The following is a 23,253-nucleotide window of genomic DNA, read 5'->3' on the forward strand; positions in this document are numbered from 1 at the left end:
GAGCACATCGCTCACCGCCACCAGTACCTGATCGCCCACCGAGTGGCCCAGCGTGTCGTTGATCTGCTTGAAATCGTCCAGGTCGATCATGAACAGCACGCCGCCGCCGTTCTGTTTCAGCTTCCGGGTGATCAATTCCTCGGCGCTTCGGTTGTAGACGCCGGTGAGCAGGTCCATGTTGGCCCGGCGCAGCAGATCCTGCTCCCGGTCGAACCGCTCGGTGATGTCGGTGAGCTTGCCCACGATCTGACCGCCGCGTCCGCCGGCTCCTTCCAGTGCCTTGCAGCGGCATAAATAGACCCAGAGCTGCCCATCCTGCCCCAAAAAGGTCACCTCCGCCTTGACTACCGGTCCGCCGGGCCGGGCTGCCCGCAGCAGACGGCGCAGTTTGTCCGCAGCCTCCGGCAGCGTCCGGCCACCCGCGTCGCTGCGCAGGGGCAAACGGTCCGGCAGGCCCAGCGCTGCGGGGGCTGCGGGCGTAAATTCCAAACGAGCGGAATCACAGTCGTATTCAAACAGAAGGGTATCGCTGAATTCGTTCAAAACATGGTTCACATTCATGCAGTTTGTCTCCTGATGAAAAGTAAGAAGCTTTTTCCTATTATACGGCATGGAATTCCCCAAAGCAAGAGAAAATATGAATTATTTAGTGCACTATAAATACGTTACACATCATTTATCGGAAAAGCCGCGCAGAATAAAATAATTGGTAAAGGTGATGTGTTATGCGAAAGACCCGAGAATGCAGCAATCTGAAAACCCTGGGAACAGACATCAAAGCCGCCCGGCTTGCTTTACGGATGACCCGGCGCACATTGGCTGATCAGCTGGGGATTGATCCCCGTTATCTGGCCAATATCGAAAACAGCGGTAGTCTGCCCAGCCTGCCCATCTTTTATGAGCTGGTGCGCATCTGCAAGCTGCCGGCAGACCGGTATTTCTTCGAGCAGGAGGAGGGCCAGCCCAGCGAGCAGCGCCGCCGGGTCAGCCAGAAGCTCACTCTGTGCAGCGAGGAGTTTCTGCCGGTGGTGGAGGGTGCGCTGGACGGCGCGCTCAAGGTACAGGAAGGCCGGGCCGAGCAGGAGGATTGACCGCCTCAGAAAAACGCTCCCTGGCCAGCAAAGCGGGATTGTCTTTTGTAAGAAGACAATCCCGCCCTTTTTTTCGCAAAAATCCGCTCCGGTTGCCCTTTTCGTCTTGACGAAGCGGCCCCGCCGCCTTAATATTAGATATGTTACGGACAAAAAACCCCGGTCCGCGGGGGAAAAACAAGCGGCGGCGCAGCCAGCGTCGCAGTAAGGAGTAGACAATGAAAAACAGCGAAAAGAGTTTTGAAACCATCGTTGCCCTGTGCAAGAACCGGGGCTTTGTGTACCCGGGCAGCGAGATCTACGGCGGCCTGGCCAACAGCTGGGACTACGGCCCCCTGGGCGTTGAGTTCAAGAACAACGTGAAGAAGGCATGGCTGAAGAAGTTCGTGCAGGAGAACCGCCTGAACGTGGGCCTGGATGCCGCCATCATCATGAACCCCCAGACCTGGGTGACCACCGGTCACGTGGCTGGCTTCTCCGACCCCCTGCTGGACTGCAAGAGCTGCAAGGCCCGCCACCGGGCCGACAAGCTGATCGGCGACGTGCACCCCGAGGTGAACGTGGATGCCATGAGCTTCGAGGAGATGGACGCCTTCATCACCGAGCATGAGGATGTGGTCTGCCCCGTCTGCGGCAAGCACGACTTCACCCCCATCCGTAAGTTCAATCTGATGTTCAAGACCGCCATCGGCGTGACCGAGGACTCCTCCAGCACCTGCTACCTGCGTCCCGAGACCGCCCAGGGCATCTTCGTGAACTTCGCCAACATCCAGCGCACCACCCGCCGCAAGCTGCCCTTCGGCGTTTGCCAGGTGGGTAAGGCCTTCCGCAACGAGATCACTCCCGGCAACTTCACCTTCCGTACCCGCGAGTTCGAGCAGATGGAGTGCGAGTTCTTCTGCAAGCCGGACACCGACCTGGAGTGGTTCGCCTACTGGAAGGACTTCTGCAAGAACTGGCTGCTGAGCCTGGGCATCAAGGAGGAGAACCTGCGCCTGCGTGACCACGAGCCCGCCGAGCTGGCCTTCTACTCCCGCGCCACCACCGACATCGAGTACGCCTTCCCGTTCACCGACTGGGGCGAGCTGTGGGGCATTGCCGACCGCACCAACTACGACCTGGGCCGCCATCAGGAGGCCAGCGGCAAGAGCCTGGAGTACTTCGATCCCGACACCAACGAGCACTACATCCCCTACGTGATCGAACCCTCTCTGGGCGCCGATCGTGTGGCCCTGGCCTTCCTGTGCGAGGCCTACGACGAGGAAGTGCTCACCGACGACAAGGGCAAGGAGGACAAGCGCGTGGTTCTGCGCCTGCACCCCGCCCTGGCTCCCTACAAGGCCGCCGTGCTGCCCCTGTCCAAGAAGCTGGGCGAGCAGGCCATGCCCATCTGGCAGGAGCTGAGCAAGTACTTCATGGTGGACTATGACGAGACCGGCTCCATCGGCAAGCGCTACCGCCGCCAGGACGAGATCGGCACTCCTCTGTGCATCACCGTGGACTTCGCCACCTTCGGCAGCGACACCGAGGAAGGCGACGGCTGCGTGACCATCCGTGACCGCGACACCATGGAGCAGGTTCGCCTGCCCATCAGCCAGGTCAAGGACTACATCGAGAAGAAGATCCAGTTCTGATTAAGCTGCACATCTGTCCGGCGGGGCTTTTAAAGCCCCGCCTTTTTCGTTATAATAAAGGCAATTGTACAATGCAGATCCGCAAAGGGCCTGCAAAAATTTCAGAAAAAGCGAGGAATGAAACCAATGAATCAGGAACTGCTGAACAAATATGCCGCCTTCACCGTGCAGGTGGGCGTGAACGTGCAGAAGGGCCAGACCCTTATCATCCGCTGCCCGGTGGAGGGCGCTTACTTCGGCCGCGCCTGCATGGAGGCCGCCTACAAGGCCGGCGCCCGGGATGTGGTCATCCGCTGGGAGGACGAAAAGGCCGCCCGTATCCGCATGGAGCTGGGCGAGGAGGAAGCCCTGAGCGAAACCAAGCCCTACGAGCTGCGCAGCTATCTGGACTACGCCGAGAGTGAGGGCGGCTGCTGCCTGCTGGCCATCCATGCCTCTGACCCGGAGATCTTCAAGGGTCTGGACACCGGCAAGATCAACCGGGTGAGCCTGGCCAAGCAGGAGGCCATGAAGTCCTGGCGGGAATACACCATGAAGGACCGGGTGCAGTGGTGCGTGGTGGCTATCCCCACTCCCGCATGGGCCGCTTCCGTGTTCCCGGGCCTGTCTGAGGACGAGGCTCAGGAGAAGCTGTGGAGCGCCATTTTTGACGTGTGCCGGGTCACCGGCGGCGACCCGGTGAGCGCCTGGAAGGAGCACGTGGCCAAGACCGCCGCCTGCCGGGACAAGCTCAATGAGCTGCAGCTGGAGAGCATCCACATGACCAGCGCCAACGGCACCGACCTGACCGTGGGTCTGGCCGAGGGCCACACCTGGGAGGGCGCCTGCAGCAAGGCCGAGAACGGCACCGTGTTCATCGCCAACGTGCCCACCGAGGAGGTCTTCACCGCACCCCACCGGGAGCGGGTGAACGGCGTGGTCAAGGGCACCAAGCCCTACGTGTACAACGGCCAGCTGATCGAGGGCTTCTCGGTCACCTTCAAGGACGGCGTGGTGGTGGAGTACTCCGCTGAGAAGAACGCCGAGCTGCTGGGCCAGCTGCTGGACAGCGACGAGGGCGCGCGCCGCATTGGCGAGATCGCGCTGGTGCCCGCCTCCAGCCCCATCAACCGCAGCGGCCTTTTGTTCTACAACACCCTGTTTGATGAGAACGCTGCCTGCCACATCGCCTTCGGTGCGGGCTACCCCACCACCGTGAAGGGCGGCGCGGCCATGACCACCGAGGAGCTGCTGGCCTGCGGCGTGAACGATTCCGCCATCCACGAGGACGTGATGGTGGGCGCGGAGGACATGACCATCACCGGCCTGACCAAATCCGGCGAGACCGTGACCATCTTTGAAAACGGCGAGTGGGCCATCGGCTGAGCGGCTCGGTCCCCAAAGGAGAAAGCATTATGAAACAAACCGCGACCATCCGAGTCTGGGGTCTGGCGGCGGTGCTGGCCTGGCTGAGCAGCCTGGCCTTCTCGCTGGACATCCTGGACCCGGTTGCCCGCACCAAGGACCAGTCGGTGGAGGCCATGGCCCTCACCCTGCTGCTGGTGGCCTTTTACCGCTGGACGCTGGAAAAAGCCCCGGTCACCGGCCGGGACCAGCGGCGGCTGATCCCGCTGGCGGCGCTGCTGGGTCTGTTCACCCTGACCGGCATCAGCATCCAGGCCAGTGAGGACCTGTCCTTCCTGTACAGCGGCTTTGTCCGGCTGGCAAAGGCCGGTGCGGTCTGGCTGGGCTACAGCATCCTGTTGTATTTCGGCCTGCGGGCCCTGTTCCTGGGGCTGGACCGGCTGACCGCCGCCCCCCGCACAGAGGTCAAAGGCCCGGCCTGGCTCAGGCAGGCCAGCGGCAAAACCATCCTGTACAGCATGGCGATTCTGCTGGTCTGCTGGCTGCCCTATTTCATCTGCCTGTTCCCCGGCGCCTCCAACACCGATACCTGGTGGCAGCTGGAGCAGGTGATCGGGGTGCAGCCGCTGCACGCGGGCCATCCGCTGGCGCACACCTTTTTGCAGAGCGGGCTGATCCTGCTGGGCAAAACCCTGCTGGGCAGCTGGAACGCCGGTGTGTTCCTGGTGGTTCTGGTGCAGAGCCTGTTCCTCTCGGCGGTGATGGGCTACAGCGTGCATTTTCTGGTGCGGCTGGGCTTCCGCCCCGTGGCGATGGGGGCACTGCTGGCGCTGTACGGCCTGGTGCCCACCTTCCCCCGTGCGGCCACCATCCTGATGAAGGATACCGTCTACACCACGGCGGTGCTGCTGTTCACCGTGTTTCTGCTGGAGGCCATCCTGCTGCCGGAGCAGTTCCGGCGCGGGCGGGCGAAGCTCTGGCTGGCGGCGCTGGCGGCCCTGCTGGTCTGCACCATGCGCTACAACGGCCCCGCGCTGCTGGCGGGCGCACTGGTCTTTTCCGGCCCGCTGCTGTGGAAGGCAGCGAAGACCGGCCGGGCTCGGGCGGCGCTGGCCGTTTGGCTGGTGCTTCCGCTGGTGCTGGGCATGGCCCTTTCCAGCGGGCTGAAGGCGCTGCCCGGCGTGGAGCAGGCCAACCCCAACGAGACGCTGAGCGTGCCGCTGCAGCAGACCGGCCGCTTTGTGCGGGACTTCCCGGATGAGGTGACCGACGAGGAGCGGGAGATTATCGACCGGGTGGTGGAATACGATAACCTGGCCGAGGCCTATACCTCCTGGGTGGCGGACCCCATCAAGACCTACAGTGCCCGGGAGGGCACCACCGACGCGGACCGGGCGGCCTACCGCCAGGTGTGGATGGCCCAGACCCTGCGCCATCCCGTGAGCGCGCTGGAGGCCTTTGCCAACCTGTGCTACGGCTGGGTCTATCCCGGGGCGGTCAACCCCTGCTGGTACTACAGCCCGGTGGGGGACAACGACTATGTGACCCGCCCGGCGGTGCTGGATACGCTGGAGACGGTGCTGGAAAAGGTGGACTTTGCCTTCCTGCTGCCGGTGACCGGCTGGTTTGAAAACTTCGGCCTGACCGCCTGGGGCCTGCTGGCGCTGGGCGCCTGGGTCTCGGCCCGGCGGGTGAAGGGCCTGGGCGGTGCGCTGGCCATGCAGTACCTGACCCTGCTCATGTGCCTGCTGGGGCCGGTGTTCTTCGGCCACGGGCGCTACGGCTGGCCCATGACCTTCTGCTGGCCGGTCCTGCTTGCCGCCGCGCTGTACGCCGCGCGCACAGACGGAGGAAAGAGCAGGGAATGAATGAGCGGTATCTGCGCCCCGCCGGAGCGGACTTGTTCCGGGTGCTGGCGGTGGGCATGGTGGGCGTATTCCATTTCTGGCAGCAGAGCTGGGTGTGCCCGCCCGGTCTGGATTTTCTGGCCCGCAGCGGCGGCGCCTGGGTGGACGGCATGATCCTGCTGTCCGCCTTCTGCCTCTATCTGCCCTATGCCCACGCCTGGGCGCAGCGCAAGGAGTTTCCGGGCTGCCGGGGCTTTTTGCGGCGGCGGGCGGTGCGCCTTCTGCCCTCCTATTATTTCGCGGTGCTGGTCAGCGCCCTGGTCTGGGCGGCCGGACACCGGCCCGACCGGGATTTCTGGCTGGACGTGGGCAGCCACCTGCTGCTCATTCCCACTCTGGTGCCCCAGGGGTATGTGTACTGCCGCACCAACGGCGCGCTGTGGACCGTGGGGGTGCTGGTGCTGTTCTACCTGCTGTTTCCGCTGCTGGCCCGGGCCTTTTACGCCTGGCCGCTGCCGGTGCTGGCGGGGCTGTGCGCGGCCCAGGAGCTGTATGCCCGCTGCCGGGTGCTGCCCCTGCAGGGGGTGGACTACAGCATGCGCTTCAACCAGCTGCCCTCCTTTTTCGGGGTGATCGGGCTGGGCTTTGCCGCCGCCCAGGCGGTGGCCCTGCTGGCTCCGAAGCAGACAAAACGCCGGGAGGTTGGCTTTGCGCTGGCTGCGCTGGCGGGCCTTGGGGGCGCTGTGTGGGTGCTGCGCCGCATCGCCTACTGGCAGGACGGCCCCCACGGCCAGCTGATCTGGCGGCTGCCGCTGACGCTCTGCTTCGCGGTCTGCCTTGTGGGGCTCTGCCTGGGGCCGCAGCTGCCCGGTGCAAGGCTCTGGGCCTTTCTCAGCGCCATCAGCTATAACTTTTACATCTGGCACCAGTGGCTTGCGGTGCGCGTCAAATACGACCTGCGCATCCCGCCCTGGCAGGGCGACACCCCGCCCAACCAGCTGGGGGATACCCGCTGGATGCACGCCTACCTGCTTCTGATCTGGGCGGTGGGTCTGGCGGCGGCTGTGCTGGCTACCTACGGGCTGGAAAAGCCCGCCGCGCAATGGCTGCGGGCCCGGCTGAGCCTTGGCAAAAACAGGCGGGCGGAGCCCTGCGCGGCGGTGTCCTGAGTCGCCCGGCTGGGAAACTTTTCCGGCGGGGCTTGCAAAGGCCGACGGAATATGGTATAGTTGATACCGTAAGAATAACGTTTGAATGGAGAGTGGGCCGCAAGGCCCGCTCTTCTTGCTTGTTTGGGTAAAATATGCGTTGGGAGGTTTGAAGATGGCAAAAGCAAAAGGCGGCCAGAACACGGTGCAGCAGGTGGAAGCCCTGGTGCGCCCGGTGATCGAGGGCATGGGCCTGATTCTGTGGGACGTGCGCTTCGAAAAGGAAGGGCCGGACTGGTACCTGCGGGTGCTGATCGATCCCGCCGGCGAAGGCCCGCTGGACATGAACACCTGCGAGGCGGCCAGCCGGGCCATTGACCCGGTGATCGAGGAGGCCGACCCCATCGACCAGGCCTACTTCCTGGAGGTCGGCTCCCCCGGCCTGGGCCGCCGTCTCACCCGGCCCGAGCACTTTGCCCGTTACCAGGGCCAGAAGATCGCCGCCCGCCTCATCCGGCCGGACGAGAGCGGCAACCGGGAGATCGCGGGCCTGCTGCAGGGCATCGAGGGCCAGACCGTGACCGTGGAGACCGAAAACGGCCCGGCCGCCTTCGAGCTGGCCGCCGCCAGCTTCGTGAAGCTCTGCGACGACGAGGACCTGTTCTAATCTTTTTATATATAGGATAGTTGTAGCCAGACAAATTGGAGGAGATCGAAAAAAATGAACGCAGAATTTTTTGAAGCGCTGACCATGCTGGAAAAAGAGCGTGGCCTGACCGCCGAGTACCTGATCGAGAAGATCAAGGCCGCCATCGTGATCGCCGTGAAGAAGGATTACGAGGTGGAGGACGAGAACGTGCTGGTGGAGATCGACACCGTAAACGGCAAGTTCAACGTTTCCCTGGTGCGCGACATCGTGGAAGAGGTGGAGAACCCCCACACCCAGCTCACCCTGGAGGAGGCCCAGGCCATCCGCAAGACCTACAAGATGGGCCAGCGCGTGGTGACCCCCCTGAAGACCAAGGACTTCGGCCGCATCGCGGCTCAGACCGCCAAGCACGTGATCCGTCAGGGCATCCGTGAGGCCGAGCGCAACCAGCTGTTCAACGACATGCAGGGCAAGGCCCACGAGATCGTTACCGCCCGCGTCACCCGCGTGGATCTGGATCGCGGCCTGGTGGCTCTGGACATGGGCAAGGGCGAGGCCATTCTGCCCCGCTCCGAGCAGGTGCCCGGCGAGGAGTTCTTCGAGGGCCAGCACGTGCAGGTCTACGTGAAGGACGTTGTGGTCACCGAGCGCGGCCCCCGCGTCATCATCAGCCGCACCAGCGAGCAGCTGGTCAAGCGCATGTTCGAGATGGAAGTGCCCGAGATCTTCGACGGCACCGTGGAGATCCGCGCCATCAGCCGTGAGGCCGGCGTGCGCACCAAGATGGCCGTCTGGAGCAAGGACGAGAACATCGACCCCGTGGGCGCCTGCATCGGTGCACACGGCGCCCGCGTGGGCAAGATCGTGGAGGAGCTGCACGGCGAGAAGATCGACGTGGTGCGCTGGAGCGAGGATGTGAGCGAGTTCATCAGCGCCGCCCTGAGCCCCGCCAAGGTGGTCAAGGTGGAGATCCTGGAGGGCGACAAGAAGGCCTGCCGCGTCACCGTGCCCGACCATCAGCTGAGCCTGGCCATCGGCAACAAGGGCCAGAACGCCCGTCTGTGCGCCCGCCTGACCGGCTACAATATCGATATCCGCCCCGAGAGCGGCTACTACGGCGAGGAAGAGGAGCAGCCCGCTGCTTCCAGCGAGGAATAAGCTCTTCGCCCAAAACCATCAACAGAAAGGAGCGTCCCACCGCGATGCAACAACGTAAGATCCCGCTGCGCCATTGCCTTGGCTGCAACGAGTCCAAACCGAAAAAGGAGCTGGTGCGCGTCGTGCGCAGCCCGGAAGGGGAGATCTCTCTGGATCTTGTGGGCAAAAAGCCCGGCCGGGGCGCTTACCTTTGCCCCAGCGCCCAATGCCTGGCCAAGGCCCGCAAGGCCAAGCGCCTGGAGCGCGCGCTGGATACTCAAATTCCGCCCGAGGTATACGAAAGCATCGAGCGCGAAATAGAAGGAGCCGAGCGTGGAGAATAAACAAAAACTGTTGTCGGCTGTTTCCCTGTGCCGCAAGGCCGGCAAACTGGTCATGGGCTTCGATGCCGTGCGCGAGAGCGTGATGAGCGGCAAGGCCTGGCTGGTGCTGCTGGCCGCCGACGTGAGCGACGGCACCGCGAAGCGGATGGCCCGCACCTGCGAGGACATCACCGAGTGCCGCCGGATGCCCCTGACTCAGCTGGAGCTGTGCGGCATAAGCTACAAGAAAGTGGGCGTGTACAGCGTGCTGGATGAAAACCTGGCCAACCTGTGCAGCCAGTACCTGGCGGATGAAAAGGAGGAAAACGAATGACCATTAAATATAAAGTGAGCGATGTGGCGAAGGACCTGAACGTTCCCGCCAAGCAGATCGTGGACCTGCTGGCCCAGAAGGGCGGCGAGGTCAAGAAGACCGGCGCCAACCTGACCGAGGAGGAAGTGAACCTGGTGTTTGAGCATTTCACCCAGGCCAATTCCGAGCCCAGCCTGGATGCCTACCTGGACAGCGCACCCAAGCCCCAGCCCAAGGCCAGCGAGGTGCTGAAGAAGGCCGACGGCACCGTGGTGGAGATGAACAACAATAAGAAAAAGGCCGACAAGAAGAAGGCCGAAGCCAAGCCCGAGCCCGTGAAGCGCGAGGTTGTGACCAAGGTTGTGGACACCCGCACCGTGGATGTGAACCTGGACCGCTTCAACGAGAAGTTCGACGAGCTGGCTTCCACCAAGAACGTGGAGAACCGCCGCAAGCCCCAGCCCGCCGGCAACAAGCAGAAGTTCGCCAACAACCGCAATAAGAAGGGCCAGAACTTCCAGAAGCGCCGCGAGACCGAGGCCGAGCGCCTGCAGCGCATCCAGCTGGAGAAGGCCCGCAAGGCCCAGCTGAAGGTGCAGATCCCCGAGGAGATCACCGTGGGCGAGCTGGCCACCCGCCTGAAGCAGACCGCCGCCAACGTGATCAAGAAGCTGATGGGCCTGGGCGTCATGGCCAGCGTGAGCGAGGTCGTGGACTTCGACACCGCCAGCCTGATCGCCGAGGAGTTTGGCGCCAAGGTGGAAAAAGAGGTGCATGTGAGCATCGAGGAGCGCCTGTTCGAGCAGGACGAAGATCCCGCCGAGAGCCTGCAGGAGCGTCCCCCCGTTGTGGTTGTTATGGGTCACGTTGACCACGGCAAGACCAGCATCCTGGACGCCATCCGCAAGAGCCATGTGACCGCGGGCGAGGCCGGCGGCATCACCCAGCACATCGGCGCTTACCAGGTCACCGCCGACGGCAAGGTCATCACCTTCCTGGACACCCCCGGCCACGAGGCCTTCACCAGCATGCGTGCCCGCGGCGCCAACCTGACCGACATCGCGGTTCTGGTGGTTGCCGCCGACGACGGCATCATGCCCCAGACCGTTGAGTCCATCAACCACGCCAAGGCCGCCGGTGTTTCCATCATCGTGGCCATCAACAAGATGGATAAGCCCACCGCCAACCCAGACCGCGTAATGGAGCAGCTCACCCAGTACGAGCTGGTTCCCGAGCAGTGGGGCGGCGATGTGATCTGTGTGCCCGTGTCCGCTCTGACCGGCGCCGGCATCTCCGACCTGCTGGAGAACATCAACCTGGTGGCTGAGGTCAAGGAGCTGAAGGCCAACCCCGACCGCCGCGCCAAGGGCGCCGTCATCGAGGCCCGTCTGGACAAGGGCCAGGGCCCCGTTGCCACCATCCTGGTGCAGAAGGGTACCCTGCATAAGGGCGACTGCGTGATCGCCGGTACCGCCGTGGGCCGCGTGCGTACCATGAAGAACGACAAGGGCCAGTTCCTGGAAGAGGCCGGCCCCTCCACCCCCGTGGAGATCACCGGTCTGACCGAGGTGCCCAGCGCCGGCGACCTGTTCGACGCCGTGGCCGACGAGAAGCTGGCCCGCGAGCTGGCCGACAAGCGCGCCACCGAGGAGAAGGAGCGCCAGTTCAACAGCTACCAGAAGGTCACCCTGGATAACCTGTTCAGCCAGATCGCCGAGGGCGAGCGCAAGCAGCTGGACATCATCGTCAAGGCGGACGTACAGGGCAGCGCCGAGGCCGTGAAGCAGAGCCTGGAGAAGATCTCCAACGACGAGGTCCGGGTCAAGGTCATCCACGCGGGCGTTGGCGCCATCAACAAGTCCGACGTCATGCTGGCCAACGCCGGCGGCGCCATCATCATCGGCTTCAACGTGCGCCCCGACCCCGTGGCCAAGGAAGAGGCCGCCCAGTGCGAAGTGGAGATGCGCATGTACCGCGTAATCTACGACGCCATCAACGACGTGACCGACGCCATGAAGGGCATGCTGGCTCCCAAGATCCGTGAAGTGGAGCAGGGCCGCCTGGAGGTTCGTCAGGTCTACAAGATCAGCAGCGTGGGCCTGGTGGCCGGCAGCTACGTGCAGGAGGGTAAGATCACCCGCAACAGCAAGATCCGCGTGGTGCGTGACGGCATCGTCATCACCGAGGACGAGATTGCCAGCCTGCGCCGCTTCAAGGACGACGTGAAGGAAGTGGCCCAGGGCTACGAGTGCGGCGTTACTCTGGAGAAGTTTGCCGACATCAAGGAAGGCGACATCTTCGAGGCCTACATCCTGGAGGAGTACCGGGACTGATCGAGCGCCCCAATAACCAACCGGCCGCCGCCCGAAGCCCTTTGACTTCGGGCGGCAGCCGCCCATAAGAACAAGGAGAAAGAGCTATGGCAAACCCGAAAAACCAGGGCCGCCTGGCCCAGGATATGAAGCGGGAAGTGATCGGCATCATCAGCCAGATGAAGGACCCCCGCCTGGAGGGCGGTCTGCTCACCGTCACCCGGCTGGATGTGACCCCCGATCTGGATGTGGCGAAGGTCTACGTGAGCGTGATGGGCAAGCCCGAGGGCACTGCCGAGGTGGTCAAGGCCCTGAACAAGGCCAGCGGCCACGTGCGCACCGAGATTTCCCGCCGCATGCACATCCGTAAGGCGCCCCGCTTTGTGTTCGCCCAGGATGACGGCGCCGCCTACGCCGCTCACATCAACGAGCTGCTGGCGGGGCTGAACAAGAACCGGGAGGAGTAATCCCGCCCGGATATCGCAAGAAGAGGAGAACGTCATGAGTGAGATCTTAGACCTGCTGGCCGTCATCGGCCGCCTGCTTCGGGCGGAGAACGTGCTGATCCTGTGCCACAAAAACCCGGACGGCGACACCATCGGCAGCGCCGCTGCCCTGATGCACGCCCTCAAGCGGTTGGGCAAGGAAGCGGCGGTGCTGTGTGCAGATCCCATCCCCAGCCGCTATTCCTATATGGAGATCGAGCTGTTCCAGGGGCAGTTTGAGCCGGGCTATGTGGTGGCCGTGGATGTGGCCAGCATCCAGCTGTTCGGCGACGCGCTGCAGGAATATCTGGACCGGATCGATCTGTGCATCGATCACCACGGCTCCAACAGCGGCTATGCGAACGCCTTGCTGCTGGACGCGGAGGCTGCGGCCACCTGCGAGATCATGTACGACATCATCTGCGCCATGAACGTGGAGATCACCCCCTGCATCGCCCGGTGCCTGTACACCGGCCTGTCCACCGACACCGGCTGCTTTTTGTTTTCCAACACCACCGCCAAGAGCCACCTGCTGGCTGCCAAGCTGATGGAGACCGGCGTGGATGTGGCGGAGCTGAACATGATTCTGTTCGAGAGCAAATCCAAGGCCCGTATGGCCATCGAGCTCACCGCGCTGGAGAACCTGGAGTATCACTTCGAGGACCGCTGCGCCCTCATGTGGCTCACCCGCGAGCAGATCGCGGCCAGCGGCGTGGCTGCCAACGAGCTGGAGGACATCACCAGCCTGCCCCGGAAGATCGAGGGCGTGCAGGTGGGCATCACCCTGCGCCAGCTGCCCCAGGGCAGCTACAAGATCAGCGTGCGCACCACCGCCGAGGTGGATGCCTGCGCCATTGCCAAGCGGCTGGGCGGCGGCGGTCATTCCCGTGCCGCGGGCTGCGAGCTGGAGGGCAATCTGGACAACGCCAAGGCCGCCATCCTGGCCGAGGTGGAGCGGGAACTGAAACGGGCGGATGCGCCCGCCCAGGAACAGGAGTAACCCCATGAATGGCATTTTGATCGTGGACAAACCCACCGGCTGGACCAGCTTCGACGTGATTGCCAAGCTGCGGGGCATTTTGGGCACCCGCAAGCTGGGCCATTCCGGCACGCTGGACCCCATGGCCACCGGCGTGCTGCCGGTGTTCGCCGGCGGCGCGTCCAAGGCGGTGGATATGCAGCCGGACCATACCAAAGCCTACCGGGCCCTGATCCGCTTCGGCCTTGCCACCGACACCGGCGATGTGACCGGCACCACGCTGCGCAGTGAGCAGACCGCCGTCACCGAAGAGCAGCTGAAGGCGGTTCTGCCCCGGTTCACCGGCGATATCATGCAGACCCCGCCCATGTACTCGGCGGTGAAGGTGAACGGCTCGCCGCTCTACAAGCTGGCCCGTCAGGGCGTGACTGTGGAGCGCAAGGCCCGCCCGGTGACCATCCACCGGCTGGAGTTGACCGGCAAAGAGGGCGAACAGGACTTCGTGCTGGAGGTGGACTGCAGCAAGGGCACCTACGTGCGCACTCTGGTGGAGGACCTGGGCGAGGCACTGGGCGTGCCCGCCACTCTGGCGGGGCTGCGGCGCACCCGGGCCGGCGTGTTCGGCCTGGAGCACAGCCACACCATTGAGGAGATCCAGGCGGCGAAGGACGAAAACCGGCTGGAGGAGCTGCTGCTCCCGGTGGAAACCGTCTTCGCCCATCTGCCTGAGCTCGCTGTCTCGCCCGGCAACACCGCACGCCTTTTGAACGGCGCGCCCTGCTACCGGATCAAGGCGGAGAACGGCGTGTATCGGCTGCAGGGGCCCGAGGGCTTTCTGGGCCTGGGCCGGGTGGAGGATTCCATCTTGAAAACTGAAAAATTATTTGTGGAAAGGACGTGAACCGCCCTGAAGGTTTATACAACATTACAGGCGTTGGAAGCGGACCTGACCGTCAGCCGGGGGTGCAGCGTAGCCCTCGGCTTTTTTGACGGCGTTCACCTGGGTCATCAGGCGGTGATCCGGGCTGCTGCCCTCGACGCGGCAGAAAACGGCCGGTCGGCGGCGGTGTTCACCTTTCAGCTGCCGCTGAGCAGCACCATGAAGGGTGGCCGACTGCAAAGCGAAACCGAAAAGCACCAGGTCATGGAGGGCCTGGGCGTGGAATATTACATGGAGCCTCCCTTCGAGGCCTTCTGCGGCCAGAGCCCGGAGGAATTCGTGGAGCGGATTCTTCACCGGGGCTTCAAGGCCCGGGCCGTGTTCTGCGGCGACAACTTCACCTTCGGCAAAAAGGCCGCGGGCAACGTGGAGACCCTGCGTCAGCTGTGTGAGCCGCTGGGCATCCGGGTACAGGTGGTGCCCATGGCCACCTACCAGGGGCAGCTGGTCAGCTCCACCCGCATCCGGGCGGCGCTGGCGGAGGGCGATATCCCGGCGGTGAACGCCATGCTGGGCCGCCCCTACCGCATCGACTTTGCGGTGCGCCACGGCAAGGGCCTGGGCCGCACCCTGGGGTTTCCCACCATCAACCAGATCTACCCGGAGGGCTTTGCAGCGCCGAAATACGGCATTTACATCACTCGGGTGAAGGTGAACGGGCAGTGGTATGCGGGAGCCACCGGCTTCGGCACCCGGCCCACCGTGAACACCACCGGCGAGGGGGCCACCTGCGAGACCTTTATCCCGGATTTTTCCGGCCAGCTTTACGGCGAGGAGCCGGAGCTGGAATTCTATGAGTACATTGCCCCCAGCCGCAAGTTCGACACTCTGGAACAGCTCACCGCCTGCGTGAACGACGCGGCGGCAAAGGCGAAGGCCTACTTCGCCCGGCATCCCATGGACGAGTAAAAAGGGGAGAGAACAGTGGAAAAATATCGGGACCTGTTCTGTCGGCTGTGCTGCGGTGCAGCCATGTTTTTGTGCGCGGTGGCGCTGCTTGGCCTGACCAAGTGGGGCCTGTCCTACATTTCCTTCATGGGGGAGGATGAGCTGGTCGGCTTTTATGAGATCGTTCTCACCGACCGGCTGTGGGGCGTGGCGGCCATCGTGGTGGCTGCGACTGCTCTGGGCTGGCTGGCGCGCGGAGAGCGCGTGATGCGGGCGGTCACGGCAGCGGGCGTCTGCCTTACCGCGGGGCAGGCGCTGTTCTGGCTGTGGTGCACCAAGGCGACCCCCTTTGCCGACTCGCTGTTCTGCTTACAGGCAGCGCAGGGAGCCGTGCAGGGGGACTGGTCGGCCTTCCAGCAGGGCGGCTACATGTACCGCTATCCCTTCCAGAGCGGCCTGGTGGCCCTGGAGGAGGCGGTGCTGCGGCTGGCCGGCAGCTGGGACGCGGCCCTCATCTGGCTGCGGTGGATCAACTTTCTGGCGCTGATGCTGCTGGCGGTCTCGGTCTGCCGCATCGCGTGCCATCTGTTCGGGCAAAAGGCTCAGATGGTGGCCAGCGTGCTGCTGGCCTGCAGTGTGCCGGTGGCCCGTTATGTGTTCTTTCTGTACGGAAATCTGCTGTCCACCGCGCTGGGCTTTGCCGCCGTGTGGGCGGCGCTGCGCTGGCTGGACACGAGAAAGCACCGGTTCGGCCTTATCTCGGCGGGCCTGCTGGCGGCGGCCATGACCATCAAGAGCACGGCGCTCATCATGCTGGTGGCCATTGCCATTGTGGCAGTGCTGGACAGCATCCGCACCGGCCGCTGGCGGCAGCTGCTGGCCGTGGCCGCGGCCGCGGTGTTTGCCTTTCTGCCCGGCAAGGGCCTGCAATACTGGTACAGCCTGCGCAGCGGAGTACCGGTGCAGCCCGGCACCGCCACCGTGGTGTGGCTGGTCATGGGGCTGGACAGCCGCCCCGAGCAGTACGAATTTGCGCCGGGCTGGCACACCGCCGACAAGCGCAGCGAAAAGGCCTACGAAAACGCGGGCTTTGACTACGAGCGCATGAAGCAGGAGCAGACGCAGGAGCTGAAGGAGCAGCTGAGCTACTGGGTGCACAACCCCGCTCAGGCCAAAACCTTCCTGCGGCAGAAGACCGTGAGCCAGTGGCTGGATGCGGGCTTCGGCAGCTGGCTGTACCTGCAGCGCAACACCGAGCCGGTGCATGCGCAGGACTATCAGGAGCAGCTGTTCGCTCAAAGCCTGGATGAGGGACTGAATCCCTTTCTGGGCTGTTTGCAGACGGCGGTCTACCTGCTGGGGCTGGTGGGGGCGGTGCGGCTGATGCTGCGCCCCTCGCCCGGGGCCATTCTGCCCGCGCTGGTGTTTTTCGGCGGGGTGTTTTATCTCACCCTTTCCGAGGGCAAAAGCCAGTACGCGGTAAGCTTTTATCCCATGCTGCTGCCGGTGGCGGCGCTGGGGGCCGGAACGCTGCAGGCGGGCTGCGGCCTGCTGGCGGCACGTATCAAAAAGATGCGCGGAGAGAAAACCTGCCCTTGATTTTTGCCGCTGTCTGTGTTATAGTTAATAGGCTACCATGGCCCAGTATGGGGTGTATGCTCTGCAACAGAGCGCCTCGATTGCCCCACACCTGGTCATTGGCAAATATATAGAAAACGAGGTATTCACAATGGAAGCTAAGAAGAACATCATTGAGTCCGCTCGCGTTCACGAGACCGATACCGGTTCTCCCGAGGTGCAGGTTGCCCTGCTGACCGCTCGCATCAACCACCTGAACGAGCACCTGAAGAACAACACCCACGACCATCACAGCCGTCGTGGCCTGCTGAAGATGGTTGGCCGCCGCCGCAACCTGCTGGCCTACCTGAAGAAGAAGGACATCGAGCGTTATCGTGCCCTGATCACCAAGCTGGGCCTGCGTAAGTAATCACGCATCCAAAAGGCAGGCGGTTTTCAAACCGCCTGCCTTTCCCTGTATTTTTTTGCCAAAACAGAAATGCCGTGTGTGCATTAGCGGTAAATCGAGCGCTTTGACGGCGGGCAAAACGCTGGATTTATTGCTAAAGCCACAGGGCCTTTCTGATGGAATATTCAAAACTATATCATCAATTAGGAGGTAACACTATGGCTTTGGAATTTGCATCCAAGCATGAGGAATTCACCAATTTCAAAACCTTCGAGATGGAACTGGCCGGCCGTCCGCTGGTGGTTGAGACCGGCAAGATGTGCGGTCTGTCCAACGGCAGCTGCCTGGTGCGCTACGGCGAGACCGTTGTGCTGTGCAACGTGACCATGAGCGAGAAGCCCCGCGACGGCATCGACTTCTTCCCCCTGAGCGTGGACTTTGAGGAGAAGCTGTACGCTGTGGGCCGCATCCCCGGCAGCTTTATGCGCCGTGAGGGCCGCCCCGGTGAGAAGGCCATCCTGACCAGCCGCGTGGTGGACCGTCCCATCCGTCCTCTGTTCCCCAAGACCATGCGCAACGACGTGTGCGTCACCATGACCGTGATGAGCGTGGACCAGGACTGCAGCCCCGAGATCACCGGCATGATCGGTACTTCCATCGCGCTGTCCATCTCCGACATTCCCTGGGCGGGCCCCATCGGCGGCGTGTTCATGGGTCTGGTGGACGGCAAGCTGGTGGTCAACCCCCCCCTGGAGCAGCGTGAGGTCAGCGACCTGCAGCTGACTGTTGCCGCCACCGAGAAGAAGATCGTCATGATCGAGGCCGGCGCCAACGAGGTGGACGAGGTCACCATGCTGAACGCCATCAAGGCCGCTCACGTGGAGATCAAGAAGATCATTGAGTTCATCAACGGCATCGTTGCTCAGATCGGCAAGCCCAAGAAGGAATTCCAGGACATGGATCTGGACCACGACCTGTTCGAGGAAGTGAAGAACGAGTTCCTGGACGACTTCAAGGCCGCCATGGACACCGACGACAAGAACATCCGCGACGCTCGCCTGCTGCCCATCCGGGAGAAGCTGGAGGAGAAGTACGCCGAGCAGTGGGGCGCCGGCACCATCGAAGAGCTGATGTACAAGATGCAGAAGTTCGTGGTGCGCCGCTGGCTGCTGGATGAGGGCAAGCGCGTGGACGGCCGCGGCATCAACGAGATCCGTCCCCTGGCCGCCGAAGTCGGCCTGCTGCCCCGTGTACACGGCAGCGGTATGTTCACCCGCGGCCAGACTCAGGTTCTGACCATCGCCACTCTGGGCTCCACCAAGGACAGCCAGCTGATGGACGACCTGGGCACCGAGCAGTACAAGCGCTACATGCACCACTACAACTTCCCGCCCTACTCTGTGGGCGAGGCCCGCGCACCCCGCAGCCCCGGCCGCCGCGAGATCGGCCACGGCGCTCTGGCGGAGCGTGCTCTGGTTCCCGTGCTGCCCAGCATGGAGGAGTTCCCCTACACCCTGCGTCTGGTGAGTGAGGTTCTGTCCTCCAACGGTTCCACCAGCCAGGCTTCCATCTGCGGCAGCACTCTGGCCCTGATGGACGCCGGTGTGCCCATCAAGGCCCCCGTTGCCGGTATCTCCTGCGGTCTGATCACCGAGGGCGAGCGCTGGATGACCATGCTGGACATCCAGGGCGTTGAGGACTTCCACGGCGATATGGACTTCAAGGTTGGCGGTACCCACAAGGGCATCACCGCCATCCAGATGGACATCAAGATCGACGGTCTGACCTACGAGATCATCGAGGAAGCCTTCGAGAAGTGCCGCAAGGGCCGTCTGTTCATTCTGGACGAGATCATGCTGCCTGTGATCCCCGCGCCTCGTGCCCAGCTGAGCAAGTACGCTCCCAAGATGCTGAGCATGGTCATCCCCGTGGACAAGATCAAGGACGTGATCGGCAAGGGCGGTAAGGTCATCCAGGACATCTGCGCCAACTGCAACTGCAAGATCGACGTGGAGGAGGACGGCCATGTGTTCGTCTCCGCCATCGACATCGACGACGCCAACCGGGCCATCCACACCATCAAGACCATCGTGGAGGACCCCGAGGTGGGCGCCATCTACAAGGGCCGCGTGACCCGTCTGATGAACTTCGGCGCATTTGTTGAGATCGCTCCCGGCAAGGAAGGCCTGGTGCACATCTCCAAGCTGGACTCCAAGCGTGTAGAGCGCGTGGAGGATGTTGTGGCCGTGGGCGACGAGCTGATCGTTATGGTCACCGAGATCGACCAGCAGGGCCGCATCAACCTGAGCCGCAAGGATGCTCTGGCTGCCATCGAGGCCAAGAAGGCCAAGGGCTAAGCCCTGAGTGCCCTGCGCAAGGGACCTGAAACAAAACCAAAAAGCCCGCTCTGGCTGCTGCCGGAGCGGGCTTTTCCACTGTGAAAACAAGAAAACGGGGGAGGAGAGAGAATTTATGAAGACGGCACAAAAACACCTGCTGCGCCGCTATCTGCTGCTTTGCACGGGACTGGTGATCATGGCCTTCGGTGTGGCCTTTTCCATCAAGGGAGGTCTGGGCACCTCGCCCATCTCCAGCCTGCCCTATGTGCTCAGCCTGTTTACGCCGCTCACCGTGGGCACCGCCACCATCGCCATGCACGTGACGCTGATTCTGCTGCAGATCCTGCTGCTGCGCCGCAATTACGACCCCATCCAGCTGATCCAGCTGCCGGTGGCCCTGGTTTTCGGCACCCTCACCGACACAGCGGTCTGGGCCATTCGGGGCATCTCGGTGCAGGGATACGCCGCCCGCTGGCTGGTGTGTGCCGTGGGGATTTTGCTGGTGGGCGTCGGGGTGAGCTTTGAGGTCACCGCGAATGTGGTCACGCTGGCAGGCGAGGGCATGGTGCTGGCGGTATGCCGGGCCTTCGGAACACCCTTCCCCAAAACCAAGGTGGGCTTTGATGTGACGCTGGTGCTCATCGCCAGCACGCTGTCGCTGCTGTTTCTGCACCGGCTGGAGGGCGTGCGGGAGGGCACCGTGGCCGCCGCCATTCTGGTGGGAATGGTGGCCAAGCAGGTGAACCGGCCCATGCAGCGCTTTTCCCGGCGCTTTCTGGAGAGCTGAGACAACAAAAAAACCGGAGAGCTGTGTGCTCTCCGGTTTTTTGCTATTCGGGGAAAGTTCAACCCCACAGCGGGCTGGGATACAGCCCCGCGTCGGTCTTTTCGCCAATGGCGGCCACTACCAGAGGTTTGTCCTCCTGGTAGGTCACGCCGTGCCAGCGGTCGGCACTGTGCAGCACCTTGACCCGGGCCTTGCCCTCCTCGATCAGAGCGCTCACCACGCTGGGCAGGTAGAATTCCGCCTTCAGCGGGTTTTCGGCCAGTGCCTTGTCCAGGAAAGCGGGGAAGCGGGCACGGATCTCCTTCACGAAGCTGGGCCCGAAGCCCCACAGGTTCATGGAAACCGCGCTGTCGCCGGAAATGGGGGTCCAGCTCTCGCCGCCGTCCTCGGAGAAGTGGATGCCCTCCGGGCAGGTCTCGATGCGGGTGCGCTCGGTCACGCTGTCCAGATAGCCTTCCGCATTGGTCACGCAGACACCGCGGGAGACATAGCCGTTTTCGGTCACAGTATTTTTCAGCAGATAGCCGACCATACTGTACTCATACACAGCGCCGTCCTCGTGGGTGGAAAGGTAGTCGTAGATCACCTGGAACGCCTCGGGACCGTAGTAGTCGTCGGCGTTGATCACCGCAAAGGGCGCGTCGATCACATCCTCCGCACTCAGAATGGCGTGGCTGGTGCCCCAGGGCTTGGTGCGGCCTTCCGGTACGGAGTAACCGGCGGGCAGCTTTTCCAGCTGCTGATAGGCGTAGCGCACCTCCATGTGCGGGGCCAGACGGGCGCCGATGGTGGACTTGAAGGCCTCCTCGATCTCGTGCTTGATGATGAAGACCACGGTCTCGAACCCGGCCCGCTTCGCATCAAACACCGAGTAGTCCAGAATGGCTTCGCCGCAGCGGCCCACCGGGTCGATCTGCTTCAGGCCGCCGTACCGGCTGCCCATACCGGCTGCCATGACCACCAGAATCGGTTTTTTCGCCAAGGGAAAACAACTCCTTTTGCTATACTTTTTGTAGAAAATGGGACGAATATCAATCTTTGTAGCCGTTGGGGTTCATGCTCTGCCACTTCCAGCTGTCGGCGCACATGTCCTCAATGCCATACTCAGCCACCCAGCCCAGCTCGTTCTTGGCCTTGGAGGGGTCGGCCCAGCACTCGGCGATGTCGCCGGGGCGGCGGGGATCGATCACATAGGGCAGGGTCTTGCCGCAGGCCTTCTCGTAGGCATGGATCACATCCAGCACGCTGTAGCCGTGGCCGGTGCCCAGGTTGCAGATGAACAGGCCGGGCTTCTGCTCCAGCTTCTTGATGGCAGCCACATGGCCGCGGGCCAGGTCCACCACGTGGATGTAGTCACGCACGCCGGTACCGTCCGGGGTGGGGTAGTCGTTGCCGAACACGTGCACCTTCTCCAGCTTGCCCACAGCCACCTTGGCAATGTAGGGCACCAGGTTGTTGGGGATGCCGTTGGGGTCCTCGCCGATCAGGCCGCTCTTGTGGGCGCCGATGGGGTTGAAGTAACGCAGCAGAGCCACGTTCAGTTCGGGGTCAGCGGTGCAGCAGTCGGTGAGCATGCGCTCGTTGAACACCTTGCTGGTGCCGTAGGGGTTGGTGGTGGCGCCCACGGGGAAATCCTCGGTGATGGGCACAGTGGCGGGGTCGCCGTAAACGGTGGCGGAGGAGGAGAACACGATGTTGTGCACCCCATGGCGGCGCATGGCATCCAGCACCACCAGAGTGGTCTCCAGGTTGTTGGTGTAGTATTCGATGGGCTTGGAAACGCTCTCGCCCACGGCCTTATAGGCGGCGAACTGGATCACGGAGTCGATGTCCGGATTCTGGGCAAACAGAGCCTCCACTGCCTCGGTGTCGGTCAGGTCAACCTCCACAAAGCGGAAATCCTTGCCGGAGATCTGCTTGATGCGCTCCACGGCTTTGGGGCAGGAATTGTAGAAGTTATCGGCCACAACGATGTCGTAGCCGGCGGCCAGAAGTTCCACGCAGGTGTGGCTGCCGATGTAACCGGCGCCGCCGCATACCAAAATTGCCATTGAAAACACTCCCATTCTATTCTCATCTGTGTGCTCGCGCCGAAGAGACGCGAAACAAAAAGGCCTTTGCCAGCGCATGGAACGCGGGGGGCAAAGACCTTTGCTGACTAGCTTTAAGTGTACGATAAAAAATGTTGTTCGTCAATGAAGAATCATTGCATCATTCTGTCGGTTGGGTGCCCATTGCCATGGCCTGGCGGCGGAATTCCGCGGGGGAAAACCCGGTGGCTCGCCGGAAGCTCTGGCTGAAATAGCTGGGGCTGGAAAAGCCCAGTCGACCGCTGATCTGCTGCACCGGAATGCGGGTGGCGGCCAGCAGGCGCTTGCTTTCGCTGATGCGCCGCTCGATCAGGTAGCTGATGGGGCTGCAGCCCATTTCCCGGTTGAACACATGCACCAGATAATATTTGTTCAGCCCGGCGTAGCGGGCCAGCTGGTCCAGTGTGATGGACTCGGTGTAGTGCTCGTCGATGTACTGGCGCACCCGGGCGCACTCCATGGCGCTTTTGCGGCTGGAGAGCGCGCTGTTCTGGGTGAGGGGGCAGATGCGGCCCAGCTGCAGCATCAAAAGGGCCGTGAGCTGATGGCAGGCGGGCTCAAAATAGTCCCGGCGGTTTTGCAGCTCCTGCAAAAACAGGCGCAGATAGGGCTCTAGCAGGGCGGCATCCCGGCCGGTCAGCCGCAGCCAGCCGGAAGACTGACCGCCCACGCAGCAGGAGCAGCACAGGTCCAGGCTCAGGGTGGAAAAGGGCTCGCGCCCGGGCTGGATGCCGTGGTGCGGGCACTGGGGGGGCAGCACCAGCACATTGCCGGTCTGCAGCTCCACCCGCTGGCCGTCCACCTCGATCCAGCCGGTGCCCTGCAGCACATACAGAAGTTCGGTGAAGATGTGGCTGTGAACATCGCAGCGGGGCGAAAGCGCGCCGTGGTGGATGTTGGCGTGCAGCAGCTGAGCGGAGGGCAGCTGGCAGGGCTGCTTGGGCTCGATATCAAAATGATGGGTGATCATGGTCCAGGGTT

General features: G+C 63.0%; 22 protein-coding genes. 18 read left to right on the forward strand and 4 right to left on the reverse strand.

Annotation, left to right across the window (positions count from 1 at the left end; all coding sequences use genetic code 11):
* On the reverse strand, positions 1-561 hold a 561-nt coding region (locus tag J7G73_RS00005), incomplete at its 3' end, for a GGDEF domain-containing protein (RefSeq protein ID WP_291244760.1).
* Between the two features lie 164 nt (positions 562-725).
* On the opposite strand from J7G73_RS00005, the gene J7G73_RS00010 reads away from it, so the two are divergent.
* The 18 genes from J7G73_RS00010 (at position 726) to J7G73_RS00095 (ending at position 20,182) form a co-directional block, all read left to right on the forward strand.
* Entirely contained in the window at positions 726-1,091 is a 366-nt protein-coding gene (locus J7G73_RS00010) for a helix-turn-helix transcriptional regulator (protein WP_087292877.1), read from the forward strand.
* 218 nt (positions 1,092-1,309) lie between these two features.
* Positions 1,310-2,725 carry a glycine--tRNA ligase gene (locus tag J7G73_RS00015; protein ID WP_087292874.1) on the forward strand — a complete coding sequence of 472 codons (1,416 nt, stop codon included), beginning with the start codon at positions 1,310-1,312 and terminating at the stop codon, positions 2,723-2,725.
* Between the two features lie 126 nt (positions 2,726-2,851).
* Positions 2,852-4,090, forward strand: coding sequence for an aminopeptidase (locus J7G73_RS00020; protein WP_291244761.1), 1,239 nt, complete (start codon positions 2,852-2,854; stop codon positions 4,088-4,090).
* 29 nt (positions 4,091-4,119) lie between these two features.
* Positions 4,120-5,937 carry a DUF6020 family protein gene (locus J7G73_RS00025; RefSeq protein ID WP_291244762.1) on the forward strand — a complete coding sequence of 606 codons (1,818 nt, stop codon included), beginning with the start codon at positions 4,120-4,122 and terminating at the stop codon, positions 5,935-5,937.
* Positions 5,934-7,085: an acyltransferase gene (locus J7G73_RS00030; protein ID WP_291244763.1), complete on the forward strand. Its 1,152-nt coding sequence runs from the start codon at positions 5,934-5,936 to the stop codon at positions 7,083-7,085. Before J7G73_RS00025 ends, J7G73_RS00030 begins: the two co-directional genes overlap by 4 nt.
* A 154-nt stretch (positions 7,086-7,239) precedes the next feature.
* Entirely contained in the window at positions 7,240-7,731 is a 492-nt protein-coding gene (gene rimP / locus J7G73_RS00035) for a ribosome maturation factor RimP (RefSeq protein ID WP_087292863.1), read from the forward strand.
* Between the two features lie 54 nt (positions 7,732-7,785).
* A complete protein-coding gene (gene nusA / locus J7G73_RS00040; protein WP_291244764.1) occupies positions 7,786-8,871 on the forward strand; it encodes a transcription termination factor NusA in 1,086 nt (361 codons plus the stop codon).
* A 44-nt stretch (positions 8,872-8,915) separates the two neighbouring features.
* A complete protein-coding gene (locus J7G73_RS00045) occupies positions 8,916-9,194 on the forward strand; it encodes a YlxR family protein (RefSeq protein WP_058963858.1) in 279 nt (92 codons plus the stop codon).
* Positions 9,184-9,507 (forward strand): ribosomal L7Ae/L30e/S12e/Gadd45 family protein, encoded by a 324-nt coding sequence (locus J7G73_RS00050; RefSeq protein WP_087181718.1) that lies wholly within the window; start codon positions 9,184-9,186, stop codon positions 9,505-9,507. Before J7G73_RS00045 ends, J7G73_RS00050 begins: the two co-directional genes overlap by 11 nt.
* Positions 9,504-11,819 carry a translation initiation factor IF-2 gene (gene infB, locus J7G73_RS00055; protein WP_087292857.1) on the forward strand — a complete coding sequence of 772 codons (2,316 nt, stop codon included), beginning with the start codon at positions 9,504-9,506 and terminating at the stop codon, positions 11,817-11,819. The genes J7G73_RS00050 and infB overlap by 4 nt, the downstream gene beginning before the upstream one ends.
* Positions 11,820-11,905: 86 nt before the next feature.
* A complete protein-coding gene (rbfA, locus tag J7G73_RS00060; protein ID WP_087184075.1) occupies positions 11,906-12,265 on the forward strand; it encodes a 30S ribosome-binding factor RbfA in 360 nt (119 codons plus the stop codon).
* Between the two features lie 34 nt (positions 12,266-12,299).
* Positions 12,300-13,283 (forward strand): bifunctional oligoribonuclease/PAP phosphatase NrnA, encoded by a 984-nt coding sequence (locus J7G73_RS00065; protein ID WP_087292854.1) that lies wholly within the window; start codon positions 12,300-12,302, stop codon positions 13,281-13,283.
* Positions 13,284-13,287: 4 nt separating this feature from the next.
* Entirely contained in the window at positions 13,288-14,163 is an 876-nt protein-coding gene (gene truB / locus J7G73_RS00070; protein WP_291244765.1) for a tRNA pseudouridine(55) synthase TruB, read from the forward strand.
* A gap of 33 nt (positions 14,164-14,196) precedes the next feature.
* Positions 14,197-15,111, forward strand: a complete 915-nt coding sequence (gene ribF, locus J7G73_RS00075) for a riboflavin biosynthesis protein RibF (RefSeq protein WP_247643376.1) — start codon at positions 14,197-14,199, stop codon at positions 15,109-15,111.
* Positions 15,112-15,126: 15 nt separating this feature from the next.
* Positions 15,127-16,689: a glycosyltransferase family 39 protein gene (locus tag J7G73_RS00080; protein WP_087292844.1), complete on the forward strand. Its 1,563-nt coding sequence runs from the start codon at positions 15,127-15,129 to the stop codon at positions 16,687-16,689.
* 130 nt (positions 16,690-16,819) lie between these two features.
* Positions 16,820-17,077, forward strand: a complete 258-nt coding sequence (rpsO, locus tag J7G73_RS00085; protein WP_087292841.1) for a 30S ribosomal protein S15 — start codon at positions 16,820-16,822, stop codon at positions 17,075-17,077.
* Positions 17,078-17,274: 197 nt separating this feature from the next.
* Positions 17,275-19,413, forward strand: coding sequence for a polyribonucleotide nucleotidyltransferase (locus tag J7G73_RS00090; RefSeq protein WP_291244766.1), 2,139 nt, complete (start codon positions 17,275-17,277; stop codon positions 19,411-19,413).
* A gap of 115 nt (positions 19,414-19,528) precedes the next feature.
* Complete coding sequence (locus J7G73_RS00095; RefSeq protein ID WP_291244767.1) at positions 19,529-20,182, forward strand: DUF6198 family protein; 654 nt, start codon at positions 19,529-19,531, stop codon at positions 20,180-20,182.
* A gap of 58 nt (positions 20,183-20,240) precedes the next feature.
* On the opposite strand, the gene J7G73_RS00100 is transcribed toward J7G73_RS00095, so the two are convergent.
* The 3 genes from J7G73_RS00100 to J7G73_RS00110 form a co-directional block, all read right to left on the reverse strand.
* Entirely contained in the window at positions 20,241-21,137 is an 897-nt protein-coding gene (locus J7G73_RS00100; RefSeq protein WP_087292968.1) for a sugar phosphate nucleotidyltransferase, read from the reverse strand.
* A gap of 76 nt (positions 21,138-21,213) precedes the next feature.
* On the reverse strand, positions 21,214-22,233 hold the full coding sequence (gene galE, locus J7G73_RS00105; protein ID WP_087292832.1) for a UDP-glucose 4-epimerase GalE: 1,020 nt from the start codon (positions 22,231-22,233) through the stop codon (positions 21,214-21,216).
* 160 nt (positions 22,234-22,393) lie between these two features.
* Positions 22,394-23,242: an AraC family transcriptional regulator gene (locus J7G73_RS00110; RefSeq protein WP_291244768.1), complete on the reverse strand. Its 849-nt coding sequence runs from the start codon at positions 23,240-23,242 to the stop codon at positions 22,394-22,396.
* Between the last annotated feature and the right edge of the window lie 11 nt (positions 23,243-23,253).

This window comes from Allofournierella sp., assembly GCF_017889395.1.
Classification (GTDB): Bacteria; Bacillota; Clostridia; order Oscillospirales; family Ruminococcaceae; genus Allofournierella.

Excerpts from the sequence above, each read along its gene's own strand:
- J7G73_RS00010 (WP_087292877.1), top strand. The coding sequence starts at position 726 with ATGCGAAAGACCCGAGAATGCAGCAATCTGAAAACCCTGGGAACAGAC.
- J7G73_RS00015 (WP_087292874.1), top strand. The coding sequence starts at position 1,310 with ATGAAAAACAGCGAAAAGAGTTTTGAAACCATCGTTGCCCTGTGCAAG.
- J7G73_RS00020 (WP_291244761.1), top strand. The coding sequence starts at position 2,852 with ATGAATCAGGAACTGCTGAACAAATATGCCGCCTTCACCGTGCAGGTG.
- J7G73_RS00025 (WP_291244762.1), top strand. The coding sequence starts at position 4,120 with ATGAAACAAACCGCGACCATCCGAGTCTGGGGTCTGGCGGCGGTGCTG.
- J7G73_RS00030 (WP_291244763.1), top strand. The coding sequence starts at position 5,934 with ATGAATGAGCGGTATCTGCGCCCCGCCGGAGCGGACTTGTTCCGGGTG.
- rimP (WP_087292863.1), top strand. The coding sequence starts at position 7,240 with ATGGCAAAAGCAAAAGGCGGCCAGAACACGGTGCAGCAGGTGGAAGCC.
- nusA (WP_291244764.1), top strand. The coding sequence starts at position 7,786 with ATGAACGCAGAATTTTTTGAAGCGCTGACCATGCTGGAAAAAGAGCGT.
- J7G73_RS00045 (WP_058963858.1), top strand. The coding sequence starts at position 8,916 with ATGCAACAACGTAAGATCCCGCTGCGCCATTGCCTTGGCTGCAACGAG.
- infB (WP_087292857.1), top strand. The coding sequence starts at position 9,504 with ATGACCATTAAATATAAAGTGAGCGATGTGGCGAAGGACCTGAACGTT.
- rbfA (WP_087184075.1), top strand. The coding sequence starts at position 11,906 with ATGGCAAACCCGAAAAACCAGGGCCGCCTGGCCCAGGATATGAAGCGG.
- J7G73_RS00065 (WP_087292854.1), top strand. The coding sequence starts at position 12,300 with ATGAGTGAGATCTTAGACCTGCTGGCCGTCATCGGCCGCCTGCTTCGG.
- truB (WP_291244765.1), top strand. The coding sequence starts at position 13,288 with ATGAATGGCATTTTGATCGTGGACAAACCCACCGGCTGGACCAGCTTC.
- rpsO (WP_087292841.1), top strand. The coding sequence starts at position 16,820 with ATGGAAGCTAAGAAGAACATCATTGAGTCCGCTCGCGTTCACGAGACC.
- J7G73_RS00090 (WP_291244766.1), top strand. The coding sequence starts at position 17,275 with ATGGCTTTGGAATTTGCATCCAAGCATGAGGAATTCACCAATTTCAAA.
- J7G73_RS00095 (WP_291244767.1), top strand. The coding sequence starts at position 19,529 with ATGAAGACGGCACAAAAACACCTGCTGCGCCGCTATCTGCTGCTTTGC.
- J7G73_RS00100 (WP_087292968.1), bottom strand. The coding sequence starts at position 21,137 with ATGGCAGCCGGTATGGGCAGCCGGTACGGCGGCCTGAAGCAGATCGAC.
- galE (WP_087292832.1), bottom strand. The coding sequence starts at position 22,233 with ATGGCAATTTTGGTATGCGGCGGCGCCGGTTACATCGGCAGCCACACC.
- J7G73_RS00110 (WP_291244768.1), bottom strand. The coding sequence starts at position 23,242 with ATGATCACCCATCATTTTGATATCGAGCCCAAGCAGCCCTGCCAGCTG.